Source organism: Arthrobacter zhaoxinii (genome assembly GCF_025244925.1).
In the GTDB taxonomy this organism is placed as follows: domain Bacteria; phylum Actinomycetota; class Actinomycetes; order Actinomycetales; family Micrococcaceae; genus Arthrobacter_B; species Arthrobacter_B zhaoxinii.
Genome location: NZ_CP104275.1, coordinates 836,397 through 850,401, shown reverse-complemented (window position 1 = coordinate 850,401; position 14,005 = coordinate 836,397). Strand labels below are relative to the sequence as shown.

The following is a 14,005-nucleotide window of genomic DNA, read 5'->3' as shown; positions in this document are numbered from 1 at the left end:
GCGCCGTCGTTGTGACGAAGTGCTTTACCGGGGAACTACTACGTGCTCGTTGGGCACGCAGTGGGTCATGGTGAGGCCTTCAACGTTCCGGGGACCGTTGTGGCCCAGGTTCTTCATCCGCTCGGTTTCTTCCTCGTTGAGCGTCTGGGTGGCCAGCGGGCCGAGATCCTTGATCTCGTCCAGGCTGATGCCCAGGCCCTCGCCGACGCGTGCGCCCAGCTCGTCATCGGTCATGTAGAAGTGCCAGAGCATGCGCTCCTGCACCGGGCGGGCTGCCTGGCCGACGTTGGCAATGAAGTTGGCGACCAGGTCGTCCTTCTCCCACTGCTCCATCAGCTGGTAGCGCTGGCCGGCCTGCATGTAGTCGTTCGTGCGGGGCAGGCGGGCGCGGGTCAGGCGACCTTCAAGCTCGGGGCCGACTTCGGCCTGTTCCGGCTTGGAGGCTTCCTGCAGGCCGCCGGTGATGTTCGGCTCGTAGTTCACGTGCGGGTTCTGGCCCGGCGCGAGGTCGGTGCCGTAGGACATCTGGCCGCCGCGCTGGTTGGTGGCCACGCGTGCGTTCTTCGCGGAGTTCACCGGGAGCTGCAGGTAGTTCGGGCCCACGCGGTAACGCTGCGTGTCCGAGTAGCTGAACGTACGGCCAACGAGCATCTTGTCGTCGGAGAAGTCCAGGCCGTCCACCAGGACACCGGTACCGAAAGCGATCTGCTCGTTTTCGTTGTGGTGGTCCGTGATGTTGCGGTTCAGGGTCATGGTGCCCACGTACTTGGGCTCAAACTCCTGCTCCGGCCAGGTCTTGGTGTCGTCCAGCGGATCGAAGTCCAGTTCCGGATGATCGTGGTCATCCATGAGCTGAACGTAGAGGTCCCACTTGGGGTAGTCGCCGCGTTCGATGGCCTCGTAGAGGTCCTTCGAAGCGTGACCCAGGTCGTTGGCCTGGATGTTCGCGGCGTCTTCCTCGGTCAGGGACTTCACGCCCTGCTGCGGGAGCCAGTGGTACTTGACCAGCTTGGATTCACCTGCGGCGTTGACCCAGCGGTAGGTGTTCACGCCGAAGCCCTGCATGTGGCGGTAGTCCGCGGGGATGCCACGCGGGCTGAAGAGGTTCACCAGCATGTGCATGGCTTCGGGAGTCTGCGACATGAAGTCGAAGATGCGGGCCGGTTCCTGGCGGAAGGTGACGGGGTCCGGCTTCAGGGAGTGGATCACGTCGGGGAACTTGATGGCATCGCGGATGAAGAAGACACCCAGGTTGTTGCCGACCATGTCCCAGTTGCCGTCTTCGGTATAGAACTTGATGGCGAAGCCGCGGGGGTCGCGTGCGGCCTCGGAAGAGTCACGTCCGCCGATCACGGAAGAGAAGCGGATGGCAACATCGGTCTTCTTGCCGGGCTCGGAGAAAAGCTTGGCGCGGGTGTACTTGGCGATGGGCTCGTCGCCCCACTTGCCGGAAGCTTCGAACTCGCCGTACGCCACGAAACCGCGGGCGTGGACTACGCGCTCGGGGATCCGCTCACGGTCGAAGTGGCTGATCTTCTCGAGGAGCTGGTAGTTCTCAAGCGTGGCCGGGCCACGGGCTCCCACAGTCCGGGTGTTCTGGTTGTCGTAGACCGGGTGTCCCTGGCGTGTGGTCAGGGTCTTCGGGTCTCCGGCGTCGTTCTGGCCGGTAGTGGAATGCTGCTGTTCTGCGTCTGTCATAACGTGTGCTCCTCGGTGGTGAGGTCTATTGCTGGCTGGCAATACTACCTACTCCACTCTGTTGCAAGGTCAGGGAGCGAGTCAAGTTGATAAGCAACCTGATGGTGGCGGCCGGGAAGCACCGTTGGCACACTGTGAGCATGACTAATGAAGAGTTGCCGCCCGTGGTTGAACTGTCTTCGGAAGAAAGCTGGAAGTACCTCGAACACACGCATCACGGCCGCCTTGCCGTCAGTGTGGCGAACCGGCCCAGCATCTATCCCATCAACTACCTGGCGCACGACGGCGTCATCCTCCTCCGCACCGCGCCGGGCACCAAGCTGGCGGAAATGGCGGTCAACACCCATGTCGCCTTCGAAGCGGACGGGGTACACAGCGACCAGGCCTGGTCCGTCATCGTGAAGGGAACCACCCGCATGCTGGAGACGTCCGCCGAGATTGAAGCCGCGGATCTTCTTCCCCTGCAGCCATGGGTCCGGACGGAGAAGTACCGCTACGTGGAGATTGTGCCCGAGGCCGTGACCGGGCGGTTCTTTAACCTGGGTCCGGAGCCGGCACGGGACTAAGCCGACGCGAGCGTGCGGGACTCCGGGATCCGGACACCGGCTTCGGCCAGCCGGGTTTCGGTTTCCGCCGGTCCCACCTGCTGTCCGACGGTGCTGCTTTCCTCCATCGGGACCACGGAATGCACCACCGAGTCCTCGTACAGGTGGACCATGTTGTAGCCCTGGCCGGCGTCCTGGCCGCGGGTGCCCGGCGTCGCGAGGTCCTGGGTGTAACAGGTGGCCGACGCTACGGAGACAGGGATTCCGGCGAAGGTGCTGAAGGTCGAATAGTGCAGGTGTCCGGCGATGATGGCCCGGACGTCGCTGCCCGCCAGGACATCCGCCAGCCGGTGCTGCTGCCGAAGCTCCACCAGGACGGCCAGGTCCTGCACGCTGGGAACCGGCGGATGATGCATCGCCAGGATGGTTCCCTCCGGAGCGGCCGTCTGCAGTTCCCGGCGCAGCCAGGCCAGCTGGCCCTCGCTGAGCTCGCCGTGGTGGTACTCCGGGACGGTGGTATCGAGGGTGATGATCCGCAGTCCGTCGAGGTGGTGCACCTGGTCCACCGGAGACATTTCCGGCGCCTCGTTCAGCAGGACCTCGCGGAAAGCCGCCCGGTTGTCATGGTTGCCCATTGCCCAGATCACCCGGGCTCCCATCCGTTCGGCGGCCGGGAGGACAATCTCCCGGAGTTTGGCGTAAGCGCGGGCCTCGCCGCGGTCTGCCAGGTCTCCGGTGAAAACGATGGCTTCCGGCTTTTGCCCGCTGTTCTCGACGCGCGCGAAGAGGGCCCGGAGATTGGCGTGGCTGTCCACTGCCCCGTACAGGCTGCTGCTGCTCCCCAGCAGGTGGGTGTCGCTTAGATGGAGGAGGAAATGGCGCGGGCGCGGATGCTCGCCCGGGAGGAATTCCATCGGAACCTTCTTGTGTCGACAGCTACTGCGGCGTACCCCTTTATAAAAGCAGACATGGTGACTGGTGAGTAACCTGTTTAGCCGCGTTTCACGGATTTTTGCCCGGTACTTGGCCACCGTGCGTTCCTTGCGTCTACTCTGGCGCAGGCACCGCGTCGGCCGTAGGCTCAAAACTGCATCGTCTGTGAAGGGACTCCCATGAAACTCAGCCACATTCCCCTGCGCCTGACCACCGGCGCCTACATCCTCAATTCAGGTCTCAACAAGCGCAATCTGGATGCGGAAAGCGCCGCGTACCTGCAGCAATCGGCGGCCAAAGCCTTTCCCCAGGTGCAGGATATTGAACCGGCAAAATTCGGCAAGCTGCTGAGCAACGCGGAGATCTGCGTGGGGCTGTCCCTGCTGCTCCCGTTCGTTCCCAGCCGCCTGGCGGGCCTTGTTCTGGGGTGCTTCTCCGGGGGCATGATCCGGATGTACCTCAAGACCCCGGAGATGACGGAAGCGGACGGCATCCGCCCCTCCCCCGACGGTCTGGGGCTGGCGAAGGACACCTGGATGGCCGGTATTGCCGCCGCGCTGATCCTGGACCGCAAGCGGCCGAAGACCAAGGTCAAGGTCGTCACGGTTCCGACGCCGGTGATGGGTACGGCAGCGGCCGTCGGCGCCAAGGGTGCGGGCAAGGCCGCGGCGAAGGCAGCCAAGACCGCCAAAGCCGCAAAGACCGCGAAGTCAGCAAAAACGGCGAAGGCGGCCAAGTCGGACAAATCCTCGAAGGCAGCCAAGATCGCCAAGGCCGCAGCCGCCGCGAAGATCGCCAAAGCGGCCAAGGACCGGAAGTCCGCCGCCAAGTAGGCTCCCCCAGGTTACTGCAGGTCGATAATCCCTTTAGCCAGGGCGGATGCAGCGCCCAGATACGCCAGGGCGACGACGATGCGGCGTGCCGTTGCTTCGGGTACGTGCGGCGCGAGCAGGCTGCCGGCCCGGAGTCCGGCGGCTGTGAGGACGCAGAGCACCACCCATATCCACCAGGCCAGCTGCGGCCATGCCCCCGGGTCAATCACGGCGTGGACGGTCAGGGTGGTCAGGCTCAGCGTCGCCAGGAACGGCTGCATGGTTGCCATAAAGGACGCCTGCGGCCACCTGGCCAGCACGGCGTAGGCGCTCACGGCCGGGACTCCGGCCCCTGCCATGGAATTGCTGATCCCGGCCAGCAGGCCGGCGGCCGTTTTCGGAGTGCTGCCGCGCAGCACCCTCTCCGTGCGGTTCAGCACCAGTGATGAGGTCAGTGCGGCGAGCATAAAAATGCCGACGCCGATTTCCAGCGGTCCCACGGGCAGGACGGATGCCGCGTAGGTTCCCAGCAGCACCCCGAGTGCTGCCGGCACCGCCAGCGAGACGTACATGCTCCACTCAATGCGCCGCCAGACGTGCCGGATCACCAGGCCGGCCGCCAGCGCACCGCAGACGTTGGTGACCACCACCCCCTGGTGCGGCCCCAGGGCAACGATAAGGAACGGCGCCAGCAGGAGTCCGAACCCGATGCCGGCCACCCGCTGTGCGATTCCGCCGACAAAGACAGCGATCAGTATGGTCAGCAGCAGTCCGGAACTCACCGCCGAAGTCTATGTCCCTTCTCTTCCCTGCCTTCAATTTTCCGCCGTCATCTTCTGCAATTACGCAACACCACGGAAACAACCCGGTGGCAGAATCGGCGCATGTTCCTCACTCCCGCTGATAAGGACAAGCTGTTGCTCAGTGTTGCCGGCATGGTGGCACGGGACCGCCGGGGACGCGGCGTCCGGCTCAACTACCCCGAAGCCGTTGCCCTGCTGTCCTGCTGGGTGATCGAGCGGGCGCGTGAGGGCGGGCTGGTCGCGGACCTCATGAGTGAGGGACGCTCGGTCCTTCGCCGCGACGAGGTGATGGAAGGGGTCCCGGAAATGATTCCGGACCTGCAGATTGAAGCCACGTTTCCGGACGGACGGAAACTGGTCACTATTACGGATCCGATCTCATGAGCCTGGTTCCCGGGGAGATCCGCACGGCCGGCGGAGACCTTGAGCTTAATGCCGGCCGGGAAACCCTCAGCCTGGTGGTGACCAACGACGGCGACCGTCCCGTCCAGATCGGGTCCCACTTCCACTTCGCGGATGTGAATCCGGCACTGCGCTTCGACCGCGCTGCGGCCGCCGGCTTCCGGCTGGGTGTGCCGGCAGGGACGGCCGTCCGCTTCGAACCCGGCGCCTCCCGCGAGGTCATCCTCGTCCGGCTGGCGGGCAGCGGTACGGTTCCCGGCCTTCAGCTACGGGGCACGGCCCCGCAGGAAGGGGACTGAGCATGCGGATCAGCAGGCACGAATACGCCCACTTGTACGGTCCCACCACCGGTGATTCCATCAGGCTTGGCGATACCGACCTCTGGATCAGCCCGGAACAGGATTACACGTTCGGCGGCGACGAATCCGTGTTCGGCGGCGGCAAGAACATCCGCGAGTCCATGGCCCAGTCCACCCGGACCTCCGCCGAAGGCGCTCCGGACCTGGTGATCACCAACGTCGTCATCGTGGACCACTGGGGCATCGTCCGCGCCGACGTCGGCGTCCGGAACGGACGGATAGCGGGCATCGGAAAGTCCGGCAACCCGGACATCATGGACGGAGTCGATCCGGCCCTGGTCATCGGCCCCGGAACCGAGATCATTTCCGGCGAGCGCCGAATCCTCACCGCCGGCGGTATCGACACCCATGTGCATCTGCTGGGCACCGAGGCACTGCGGGAGGCCCTGGCCTCCGGCATTACCACCGTGGGCGGCGGCGGCACCGGACCGGCCGAAGGGTCCAAGGCGACCACCGTGACCCCGGGCGCCTGGAACCTGCAGGTGATGCACCGGGCGCTGGACCACCTCCCGCTCAATTTCCTCCTCTACGGCAAGGGCAACACCGTCAGCCAGGCCGCACTGGAAGAGCAGGCCCTCGCCGGCGCCGCCGGCTACAAGGTCCACGAGGACTGGGGGTCGACCCCGGCCGCCATCGACGCCGCGCTGACCGCCGCGGACCGGTGGGGCGTGCAGGTGGCCTTGCACGCGGATTCACTGAACGAAGCCGGCTATGTGCAGGACACCCTGGCGGCCATCAACAGCCGCGGCATCCACGTGTTCCATGCCGAGGGTGCCGGCGGCGGCCATGCCCCGGACATCATCACCGTGGCTGCCGCCGCGAACGTGCTGCCGGCGTCGACCAACCCGACCCTCCCGTTCACGGTCAACACCGTCGCGGAGCACCTGGACATGCTGATGGTCTGCCACCACCTGAACCCCCGTATTCCCGAGGACCTGGCATTCGCCGAGTCCCGCATCCGGGCCAACACCATGATGGCCGAGGACGTGCTCCAGGACCTCGGCGCCATGTCCATCACGTCCTCGGATGCCCAGGCCATGGGACGGATCGGTGAAACGATCACCCGCACCTGGCAGGTGGCGCATGTGATGAAGGACTATATGGGCGCAGCTTCCTCCGAGCTCCCGGCCGACAACGAGCGGGTGCGCCGCTACATTGCCAAATACACCATCTGCCCGGCAGTGGCGCACGGCATCGACCATGAGGTCGGGTCCGTCGAGGTGGGCAAAATGGCGGACCTGGTGTTGTGGGATCCGGCGTTCTTCGGCATCCGTCCGACCCTGGTCATCAAGGGCGGGGCCATTGTGGCCGGCCAGATGGGTGATCCCAACGCCACCCTGCCAACACCGCAGCCGGTATGGATGCGGGAGTCACTGGCGGGAACGCCGTCGTCCGCCCCGCATCTGTCCACGACCTTCGTGGCGCCCGCAGCGCTCGACGACGGCCTAGCGGACCGGCTCGGCCTGACCCGGACACTGACCGCCATCCGCTCGACCCGGGAGGTCACCAAGGCATCGCTGCCGAACAACACGGCGCTGCCGGACATCCGGGTGAATCCCGAAACGTTTATGGTCAGCATCGACGGGCAGGTCGTCGAACCGGCCCCCGCGTCCGAGCTGCCCCTGACCCAGCGCTACTCGCTGTTCTAGGGGAAATCATGCTGCCCGTTCCCGACGCCGGTGTTGCCGCCTTCCTGCTGGCGGATTCCCGGCTGCCGTCCGGGGCGTACTCGCATTCGGCGGGCCTGGAGCCGGCGGTCATCGCAGGTCTGGACGCGGACGGCGTGTATCCCTACCTGCTCGCCCGGCTGCACACGGTGGGCAGGGTGGAGACGGCTGCCGCGGTGCTGGCCCACCGGGTCGCCTGCGGCCTGGACAACACCGGCTATCCCCGGATCGAAGCGGCCATCGATGCCCGGACCCCCTCCGCCGCCCAGCGGGACGCTTCCCGCCGGCTCGGCCGCGGCATGCTGCGGCTGGCTTCGAAACTGAGGCCCGACTCGCCCGCCGTCGTCGAGCTGCAGCGGACCGTCCCCCGCCCCACCCGTCCCGTCGCCCTGGCCGTCACTGCGGCAGCCCTCGGCGTCGGCGAGCTGCAGCTCGCCCGGCTGTGCTGCTACGACGATGCGCAGTCCGTAGTGGCGGCCGCACTGAAGCTGCTGCCGATCGATCCGATGGAGGCGACCGGCTGGATCCTGGCCGCCGCCGGGGAGATAGACGCCGTCGCAGCGGAATCGCTGCTCGTTGGCAGTGTTGACGACATTCCCGCCCTTAGTGCTCCGCTGATGGAGCACTGGGCCGAAAACCACACCACCAGAACAAGGAGGCTGTTCGTTGCCTGATACCTCATCCCCTGCCCCTGCCCCGTCCACCCGCTCGCTGCGGCTGGGAGTTGCCGGCCCGGTAGGCACCGGCAAGAGCTCGCTGATTGCCACCATCTGCCGGGCCATGGCCGGGGAGCTGCAGATCGGCGTCATCACCAATGACATCTACACCGACGAGGATGCCCGGTTCCTCCGCTCCGCGGGCGTACTGCCGGAAGAGCGGATCCGGGCCGTGGAAACCGGAGCCTGTCCGCACACGGCCATCCGCGACGATGTGACCACCAATCTGCTTGCCGTGGAGGATCTGGAGGCGGACTTCGCTCCGCTGGACCTGGTCCTCGTCGAAAGCGGCGGGGACAACCTCACCGCTACTTTCTCCCCCGCACTGGTGGATGCGCAGATCTTCGTCCTGGACGTTGCCGGCGGCGGTGATGTTGCCCGGAAGGGCGGACCCGGCATTGCCCGCGCCGACCTGCTGGTGATCAACAAGATCGATCTGGCTCCCTATGTGGAGGTGGACGTTGAGCAGATGGTGGCGGACGCCGTCGAGGCCCGGGAGGGCGGCCCGGTGCTGGCCCTTTCCCGCAAGCAGCAGGACACCGTGGAGAAGCTCTGCGTCTGGGTCCGCGGGCTGGTCGCCAGCCATCGCTCCGGGCAGCACGTCCCGCAGGATCCCGGGCCCATGGCACCGCATTTCCATGCCGATGAGGACGGCGGCTACGTCCACACGCACGGGGAGGAAGACGCTGTCCACCATCAGCACTGAGTCGGTGCCGGGCCCTGCACGGACGTTCCCTGCCCTGCAGGCCCCGCGGCCCACCCGCATCGCGGTGGAACGCACCGGCGACGGCGCGCGCTTCGCGCTGCTGGACCAGGGCCACTACCTGGCTCCCCGGCCGGTTGCCGGCGGCTCGGCTGCCGGTGCACGGCATCTGCGGGTCGCCCTGATCGGTATCTCCATGATGCTGCTCGGCGGAGACGATGTACGCATCGAGGTGGCTGTGGGCACCGGCGTCACCCTGGAGGTGATCGAACCGGCCGGGATGGTGGCGTACGACGCCGAGGGCAAGCAGTCCCGCTGGACGCTCGAGGCCGTGCTGGCCGAGGATGCCGTGCTGATCTGGGAGGGAGCACCCGTTGTGGCTGCCGCCGGGTCCAACATGCTGCGCGAAACCCGCGTGCAGCTCGGCGCCGGCGCCCGGATACTGATCCGCGACACCCTGGTCCTTGGCCGCTCCGGCGAGGAGGCCGGCCCGCTGCGCAGCAGGACCCGGCTGACCGGACCCGCCGGAGACTACCTCTACGAGGACCTGGACCTGCACGGACCGCGGCACCGCGCCGTCGGCGTCCTGGGCGCCTCGAAAGTGCTGGACAGTGCGACGGCGGCGGGCTGGCGGCCGCAGTCCCTGCCTCCGGACGGCGGCCCGGGCAGAACCGGTGCACAGCGTCTGGATTTGGCGGCGGAGGGTGCGGTGGTGCGCGCACTTGCCGCAACAGCGCATGAAGCCGCCCGGGGCACCGATCCGGAATACCGACGCTGGAAGGAACAGCTGCTGGGTTAGGCGCCGGGACATTCCCGTGCAGGGCGCAGGCCCGGGAGGACACCAAGGGACTGGAGCAGGCCCTAGCCGACGCCGTCCGCTACGCAGATATGCCGTAGAAGGACCAACAGAAAAAGGAGCTCCCCGCACCGGCGGGGAGCTCCTCCTGCTTTATGGACAGGACGCTACGGAATCAGCACCAGGCGGATCGGGTTGCCTTCCTTGGCATCCAGGGCCTTGACCGCCTGCTCGGCGTCGGCCAGCGGAATGCGGGCGCTGACGGACTTGGCGAAGTCGAGCCGGCCCAGCCGGGCGAGGGATACCAGCTGCGGCACGTGGTGGGCGTCCGAGCCGTAATGGCCGCGGATCTGCTTGCGTGCGTAGGAGAAACCGGTGCTGTCATTGATGGTCATCGGTTTGCCGGACAGGCCCACAAGGACGAGGCGTCCGCTCCGGCCCAGGCAGTTGATGGCCTGGGTTCGGACGGCGTCGACACCGGCGAAGTCCAGGGCGACGTCCAGCCCTTGGCCGGCGGTGGCGGCCTTCATCGCGTCCGAGAAATCCTCGGCCATCGGATCGAGGGCAAGATCGGCACCGAATTCCAGGGCGCGCTCCCGGGCCTCGGGGATCGGATCAACGGCAATGATGGGCGCGGCACCGATCAGGCGCAGCAGCTGGACACCGTGGGCACCGAGCCCGCCAATGCCCCAGACGCCCACTGCTTCACCGGCGCGCACCTCAGCAGTGGAGGCAATGGCAGCCCAAGGAGTGGACACGGCGTCCGGAATGATGGATGCCTGGTCGAAGGGGATGTCATCCCCCAGCGGCACCAGCACACCGGCGGGAACCACGAGGTACTCGGCCCAGCCGCCGTCGAAATCAACACCCATGGTCAGCGTGACGCCGTTGTATTCGTACCCGGCCTGCACCACCACCCGGTCGCCGGGAGCCACGGAGGTGACTCCTGTTCCGGGAAGGTCCACGGTGCCGGCCACCTCGTGGCCGAGGGTGACCTCGCTGCCCTTGAGGAACTGCGGACGCAGCAGGCCCTGGATCAGGTGGACGTCGGACAGGCAGACGCCCGCGGCTCCGACCTTGATACGGACAAAGCCCGGGCCGGGATCGGGAATCGGAACTTCCTTCATGGCGAAGGTGCCGGTCTCAACGTTGAGCCGTCCTGCAATCATGGTGCCGTTCGACATGGAAAACCTCTTCTGAGCTGAGAACTGCGGGAGCAGACGCGGCCGCGGTTCCCATTATCTGCCCGTGCCTCCAATGCGCAAAAAGGCGGCAGCCTACCGGCTGCCGCCTTCCTGCCCACTGAAGAACCGCTCAGGCCTGCAGGATCACCTTCAGCGCGTTGGTTTCCGCGGCCCGGGAGAAGGTGTCGTACGCCGTAAGGATGTCGCCCAGCGCATAGCGGTGGCTGATGAACTCCTCGGCCGGCAGCTTTCCCTCGGCAATCAGCTTCAGGAGCATGGAGAGGGTGTTGGTATTCACCAGGCCCATGCTGATGTTGATGTTCTCGATCCACAGCCGGTCCAGCTCCAAGCTGACGGGCGTCCCGTGCACCCCCACGTTGGCCACGTTGCCGCCGGGCCGGACGATATTGGTGCACATCTCGAACGTGGCAGGAATGCCCACGGCCTCCACGGCCACGTCCACGCCCCATCCGTCGGTCAGGTCCATGATCTGTTCCCGCCAGTTCGCATCCCCGGAGTTCACTCCGTGGGTGGCACCGAATTTTCGGGCCTGCTCCACACGGTTGGCGTCCAGGTCCACGGCGATGATCTTCGCTGCACCGTACAGTCCCGAGGTCGCAATCACGGCCAGCCCCACGGGACCTGCACCGATCACTGCGACGACGTCGCCCGGCTGGACCTGCCCGTACTGCACACCCATCTCAAAGCCGGTGGGGAAAATATCGCTGAGCAGGACACCGTGCTCCTGGGAGACGGTTTCGGGCAGCCGGTACATGGAGGTGTCCGCGTACGGCACGCGGACGTACTCGGCCTGCGTTCCGTCGATCAGGTGTCCGAAGATCCAGCCGATACCGGACTGCCCTTCCTCTCCGGTGCAGTGCGAATAGAGCCCGTCCTTGCAGAAACTGCAGGAGCCGTCCGCCGAGACGCAGGACAGGATGACCTTGTCTCCGGTTTTGAAGGCGTTCACCCCGGACCCCGTCTCCGTCACGGTGCCGACACCCTCATGGCCAAGGATCCGGCCGGGCGTGACTGCCGGAACGTCGCCCTTGAGGATATGCAGGTCGGTGCCGCAGATGGTGGTGGTGTCTATCTTGACGATGGCATCGCGCGGGTCCTGGATCTGAGGGTCGGGAACGTCCTTCCACGACTTCTGGCCGGGGCCTTCGTAAACGAGTGCTTTCATAGTGTCCTCGCCTGCTCATCCGACTTACGTGCAGGACCTCTGATGCGCCTGCGTTTCGGGAGCTTCCCTGAGCGGGCCTGTTGCGGGGCCGCCGTCGGATGCTTTCAAGCCTAGGTCCCGCCGGTGCCGGTCCGGAAGAAGCAGCGGCCTATCGTCCGTCCACGTAGAGCCATTGGCCCTGTTTGCGGATAAAACTGCTTAGTTCCTGCTGCGTACCGCGCTGCCCGTCCTGCCGGTAGTAGGCGCGGAACTCCACGGTGCCGGTGGTGTCCAGGGGTCCGCCGCCGGAGGTGGAGAGGATATCCAGCCGGCGCCATTCGATCCCCGGATCCAGTTCGAGGGTTGCGGGGCGGTGGTCCGGGTGCCAGGTTGCCAACAGATAGGGCACGTTGCCGGTGGCGAAGGCGCTGTACCGCGAGCGCATCAATGCCTCCGCAGTGGGGGCGGCGGCAGTTCCGGAGTGGAACCGTCCGCAGCAGTTCCCGTAGGTTTCCCCGCTGAGGCAGGGGCACCGGCCCTCATCGGTGACAGCAGCGGACGGGACGGGCGGTGGGGTACTCATAACTCCAGTATCCCGCGCCGGGGATGCCGCTATGGGCCGACGTTGTCCTGCAGCCGTTCCAGGTTCTGCTCGTTCTCCCCCGGAATAACCCCTCCGTCCGGCAACGCCCCCACGCGTCCCAGCATCAGGACCACCGCCGCTGTCAGCACGGCCATCACCAGCACGGCCAGCAGGGCACGCCCGGCAGCGGACTGTCTCGGCCCGGCGAGTACCTGCACCCGCGGCGTCGGCTCCGGCGCCGACGCCGCCGTTGTTCCCACTGTTGGCGGGGCGGTCGGCGGTGGCGTGAGCGGCCCGGATAGAGCAGGCACGTCCGTCGGCGGGGAAACCGAGGGCAGCGGAGCAGAGGGGTGCCGCCCCAGGACCTGGCCGTCACCGGTTGCCGGCCCGGTCCCTTCAGCGGAGCCGACTCCGGCCTCCCCGGCAACGCCGTCGATCCGCGCCGGGGCCCCGTCCGCTTCGGCCGTTGCCGGTCCGTTCCAGGCATCCCAGGCCGGTTCGGCGGGGGCGGGCTGCTCGGCCGCTCCGCCCTGGTCGGCGGGACCGCCCGGACCTGAGGCCGACAGCTGCGGGACCAGTCCCGGCTGCGCAGTCCCCTCGGCCCAGCGGTAGTCCAGCAGGGTCGCGGAGACTTCAGCTGCCGTCGGCCGGACGTCGGGATCCCGGCTGGTCATGGCCGCGAGCAGTCCGCTCCAATGGTGCTCCAGGGAGGCAGGGATCTCGGGGTCCCGGCTGAGCCGGGCGACGGCTGCCTCGATTGCGCTGCCGTTGAACTCGACCCTGCCTGTCACGGATTCGAGCAGCACCAACCCGAGTGAGTAGATGTCGCTTGCTGCCTCCGCCCCGAGACCGGCAGCCTGCTCCGGGCTGAGGTAGTTGGCGGTGCCGAGAGTGGCGCCGGCAGCAGTGATCCGGGCGCCGTCCAGGATCCGGGCAATGCCGAAATCCGTCAGCTTGGCCCGCGGTGACGTCCCCGCAGCCATCGGCGGCAGCAGGATGTTTGCCGGCTTGATGTCCCGGTGGACCACTCCCCTGTCATGGATGTACGCGAGGGCCCCGGCCAGTTCGGCACCGATGAAGGGGACATCCGTAGGCAGCACCCCGCCCCCGCGCAGCCGCTTGCGCAGATCCGGACCGTCCACCAGTTCCATCACCAGGTAGGTCCGGGCACCGCCGTCGCTGTCACTGCCGCCGGGAGCGGCATCATCCTTGCCAGCGTCAAACAAGGTGACCAGGCCCGGATGTGACAGCGATGCGAGGAGGCGCATCTCGTTTTCCTGCCGCCCGATGTCATCCGGGGCCACGGCACTGGCGCGGAAGACCTTCACCGCAATGTCGCGGCCGAGCGCTTCATCCTGTCCCCGGTAGACGGTGGCCATGCCGCCGCGTCCGATTGGTTCGATGAGTCGGTATCGGCCTGCAATGAGCCTGTCCTGGCCACCCGTTGCGCTGGTTTCCATCCTGCAACCTTCTCTCGCCACCAATAGCGTAGCTGAGCAGAATCGCTGCGTAGATGGCCCGTAAGCACTTTTCTTTTACTCTGTTTCACCCCTCGTGGAAGGCCGTCTGCTGCGCTAAACTAGCCCGCCGCCAACGGCTGGCGGCGGGCTTGTCAGCGGGAGGTGCGCCGGGTTATTCC

Annotated in this window: 15 protein-coding genes; 8 read left to right on the top strand and 7 right to left on the bottom strand. The window is 66.7% G+C overall.

Going from position 1 to position 14,005, the window contains the following annotated elements; translation table 11 throughout:
* Positions 1–24 precede the first annotated feature (24 nt).
* Positions 25–1,698 (bottom strand): catalase, encoded by a 1,674-nt coding sequence (locus N2K95_RS03980; RefSeq protein WP_260653025.1) that lies wholly within the window; start codon positions 1,696–1,698, stop codon positions 25–27.
* A gap of 140 nt (positions 1,699–1,838) precedes the next feature.
* On the opposite strand from N2K95_RS03980, the gene N2K95_RS03975 reads away from it, so the two are divergent.
* The gene (locus N2K95_RS03975; RefSeq protein ID WP_260653024.1) at positions 1,839–2,264 is read left to right on the top strand and encodes a pyridoxamine 5'-phosphate oxidase family protein; all 426 of its coding nucleotides are present in this window, start codon (positions 1,839–1,841) and stop codon (positions 2,262–2,264) included.
* Here the strand turns inward: N2K95_RS03975 and N2K95_RS03970 are convergent.
* A complete protein-coding gene (locus N2K95_RS03970; RefSeq protein WP_260653023.1) occupies positions 2,261–3,157 on the bottom strand; it encodes a phosphodiesterase in 897 nt (298 codons plus the stop codon). The genes N2K95_RS03975 and N2K95_RS03970 overlap by 4 nt on opposite strands.
* Before the next feature lie 198 nt (positions 3,158–3,355).
* Here N2K95_RS03970 and N2K95_RS16240 point away from each other — a divergent pair, with 198 nt between their 5' ends.
* Positions 3,356–4,009: a hypothetical protein gene (locus N2K95_RS16240; RefSeq protein WP_313771177.1), complete on the top strand. Its 654-nt coding sequence runs from the start codon at positions 3,356–3,358 to the stop codon at positions 4,007–4,009.
* An 11-nt stretch (positions 4,010–4,020) separates the two neighbouring features.
* On the opposite strand, the gene N2K95_RS03960 is transcribed toward N2K95_RS16240, so the two are convergent.
* On the bottom strand, positions 4,021–4,770 hold the full coding sequence (locus N2K95_RS03960; RefSeq protein WP_260653022.1) for a sulfite exporter TauE/SafE family protein: 750 nt from the start codon (positions 4,768–4,770) through the stop codon (positions 4,021–4,023).
* Between the two features lie 102 nt (positions 4,771–4,872).
* Here N2K95_RS03960 and N2K95_RS03955 point away from each other — a divergent pair, with 102 nt between their 5' ends.
* Genes N2K95_RS03955 through N2K95_RS03930 form a run of 6 tightly spaced genes read left to right on the top strand, consistent with a single transcriptional unit; the run spans position 4,873 to position 9,437 of the window.
* The gene (locus N2K95_RS03955; RefSeq protein ID WP_230024638.1) at positions 4,873–5,175 is read left to right on the top strand and encodes an urease subunit gamma; all 303 of its coding nucleotides are present in this window, start codon (positions 4,873–4,875) and stop codon (positions 5,173–5,175) included.
* A complete protein-coding gene (locus N2K95_RS03950) occupies positions 5,172–5,492 on the top strand; it encodes an urease subunit beta (protein WP_313771176.1) in 321 nt (106 codons plus the stop codon). Before N2K95_RS03955 ends, N2K95_RS03950 begins: the two co-directional genes overlap by 4 nt.
* Before the next feature lie 2 nt (positions 5,493–5,494).
* Positions 5,495–7,201: an urease subunit alpha gene (locus N2K95_RS03945; RefSeq protein WP_260653021.1), complete on the top strand. Its 1,707-nt coding sequence runs from the start codon at positions 5,495–5,497 to the stop codon at positions 7,199–7,201.
* An 8-nt stretch (positions 7,202–7,209) separates the two neighbouring features.
* Entirely contained in the window at positions 7,210–7,893 is a 684-nt protein-coding gene (locus tag N2K95_RS03940; protein ID WP_260653020.1) for an urease accessory protein UreF, read from the top strand.
* Positions 7,886–8,641, top strand: a complete 756-nt coding sequence (gene ureG, locus N2K95_RS03935) for an urease accessory protein UreG (RefSeq protein WP_260653019.1) — start codon at positions 7,886–7,888, stop codon at positions 8,639–8,641. Before N2K95_RS03940 ends, ureG begins: the two co-directional genes overlap by 8 nt.
* 4 nt (positions 8,642–8,645) lie before the next feature.
* On the top strand, positions 8,646–9,437 hold the full coding sequence (locus N2K95_RS03930; RefSeq protein WP_260653018.1) for an urease accessory protein UreD: 792 nt from the start codon (positions 8,646–8,648) through the stop codon (positions 9,435–9,437).
* 164 nt (positions 9,438–9,601) lie between these two features.
* On the opposite strand, the gene N2K95_RS03925 is transcribed toward N2K95_RS03930, so the two are convergent.
* The 4 genes from N2K95_RS03925 to N2K95_RS03910 all read right to left on the bottom strand — a co-directional run bounded on the left by N2K95_RS03925 (position 9,602) and on the right by N2K95_RS03910 (position 13,826).
* The gene (locus N2K95_RS03925; RefSeq protein WP_260653017.1) at positions 9,602–10,618 is read right to left on the bottom strand and encodes a zinc-binding dehydrogenase; all 1,017 of its coding nucleotides are present in this window, start codon (positions 10,616–10,618) and stop codon (positions 9,602–9,604) included.
* A gap of 130 nt (positions 10,619–10,748) precedes the next feature.
* Complete coding sequence (locus N2K95_RS03920; RefSeq protein WP_260653016.1) at positions 10,749–11,804, bottom strand: zinc-dependent alcohol dehydrogenase family protein; 1,056 nt, start codon at positions 11,802–11,804, stop codon at positions 10,749–10,751.
* 148 nt (positions 11,805–11,952) lie between these two features.
* A complete protein-coding gene (locus tag N2K95_RS03915) occupies positions 11,953–12,366 on the bottom strand; it encodes a YchJ family protein (RefSeq protein ID WP_260653015.1) in 414 nt (137 codons plus the stop codon).
* A gap of 29 nt (positions 12,367–12,395) precedes the next feature.
* Positions 12,396–13,826, bottom strand: a complete 1,431-nt coding sequence (locus N2K95_RS03910) for a serine/threonine-protein kinase (RefSeq protein WP_260653014.1) — start codon at positions 13,824–13,826, stop codon at positions 12,396–12,398.
* Positions 13,827–14,005 lie beyond the last annotated feature (179 nt).

Excerpts from the sequence above, each read along its gene's own strand:
- N2K95_RS03980 (WP_260653025.1), bottom strand. The coding sequence starts at position 1,698 with ATGACAGACGCAGAACAGCAGCATTCCACTACCGGCCAGAACGACGCC.
- N2K95_RS03975 (WP_260653024.1), top strand. The coding sequence starts at position 1,839 with ATGACTAATGAAGAGTTGCCGCCCGTGGTTGAACTGTCTTCGGAAGAA.
- N2K95_RS03970 (WP_260653023.1), bottom strand. The coding sequence starts at position 3,157 with ATGGAATTCCTCCCGGGCGAGCATCCGCGCCCGCGCCATTTCCTCCTC.
- N2K95_RS16240 (WP_313771177.1), top strand. The coding sequence starts at position 3,356 with ATGAAACTCAGCCACATTCCCCTGCGCCTGACCACCGGCGCCTACATC.
- N2K95_RS03955 (WP_230024638.1), top strand. The coding sequence starts at position 4,873 with ATGTTCCTCACTCCCGCTGATAAGGACAAGCTGTTGCTCAGTGTTGCC.
- N2K95_RS03950 (WP_313771176.1), top strand. The coding sequence starts at position 5,172 with ATGAGCCTGGTTCCCGGGGAGATCCGCACGGCCGGCGGAGACCTTGAG.
- N2K95_RS03945 (WP_260653021.1), top strand. The coding sequence starts at position 5,495 with ATGCGGATCAGCAGGCACGAATACGCCCACTTGTACGGTCCCACCACC.
- N2K95_RS03940 (WP_260653020.1), top strand. The coding sequence starts at position 7,210 with ATGCTGCCCGTTCCCGACGCCGGTGTTGCCGCCTTCCTGCTGGCGGAT.
- N2K95_RS03925 (WP_260653017.1), bottom strand. The coding sequence starts at position 10,618 with ATGTCGAACGGCACCATGATTGCAGGACGGCTCAACGTTGAGACCGGC.
- N2K95_RS03920 (WP_260653016.1), bottom strand. The coding sequence starts at position 11,804 with ATGAAAGCACTCGTTTACGAAGGCCCCGGCCAGAAGTCGTGGAAGGAC.
- N2K95_RS03915 (WP_260653015.1), bottom strand. The coding sequence starts at position 12,366 with ATGAGTACCCCACCGCCCGTCCCGTCCGCTGCTGTCACCGATGAGGGC.
- N2K95_RS03910 (WP_260653014.1), bottom strand. The coding sequence starts at position 13,826 with ATGGAAACCAGCGCAACGGGTGGCCAGGACAGGCTCATTGCAGGCCGA.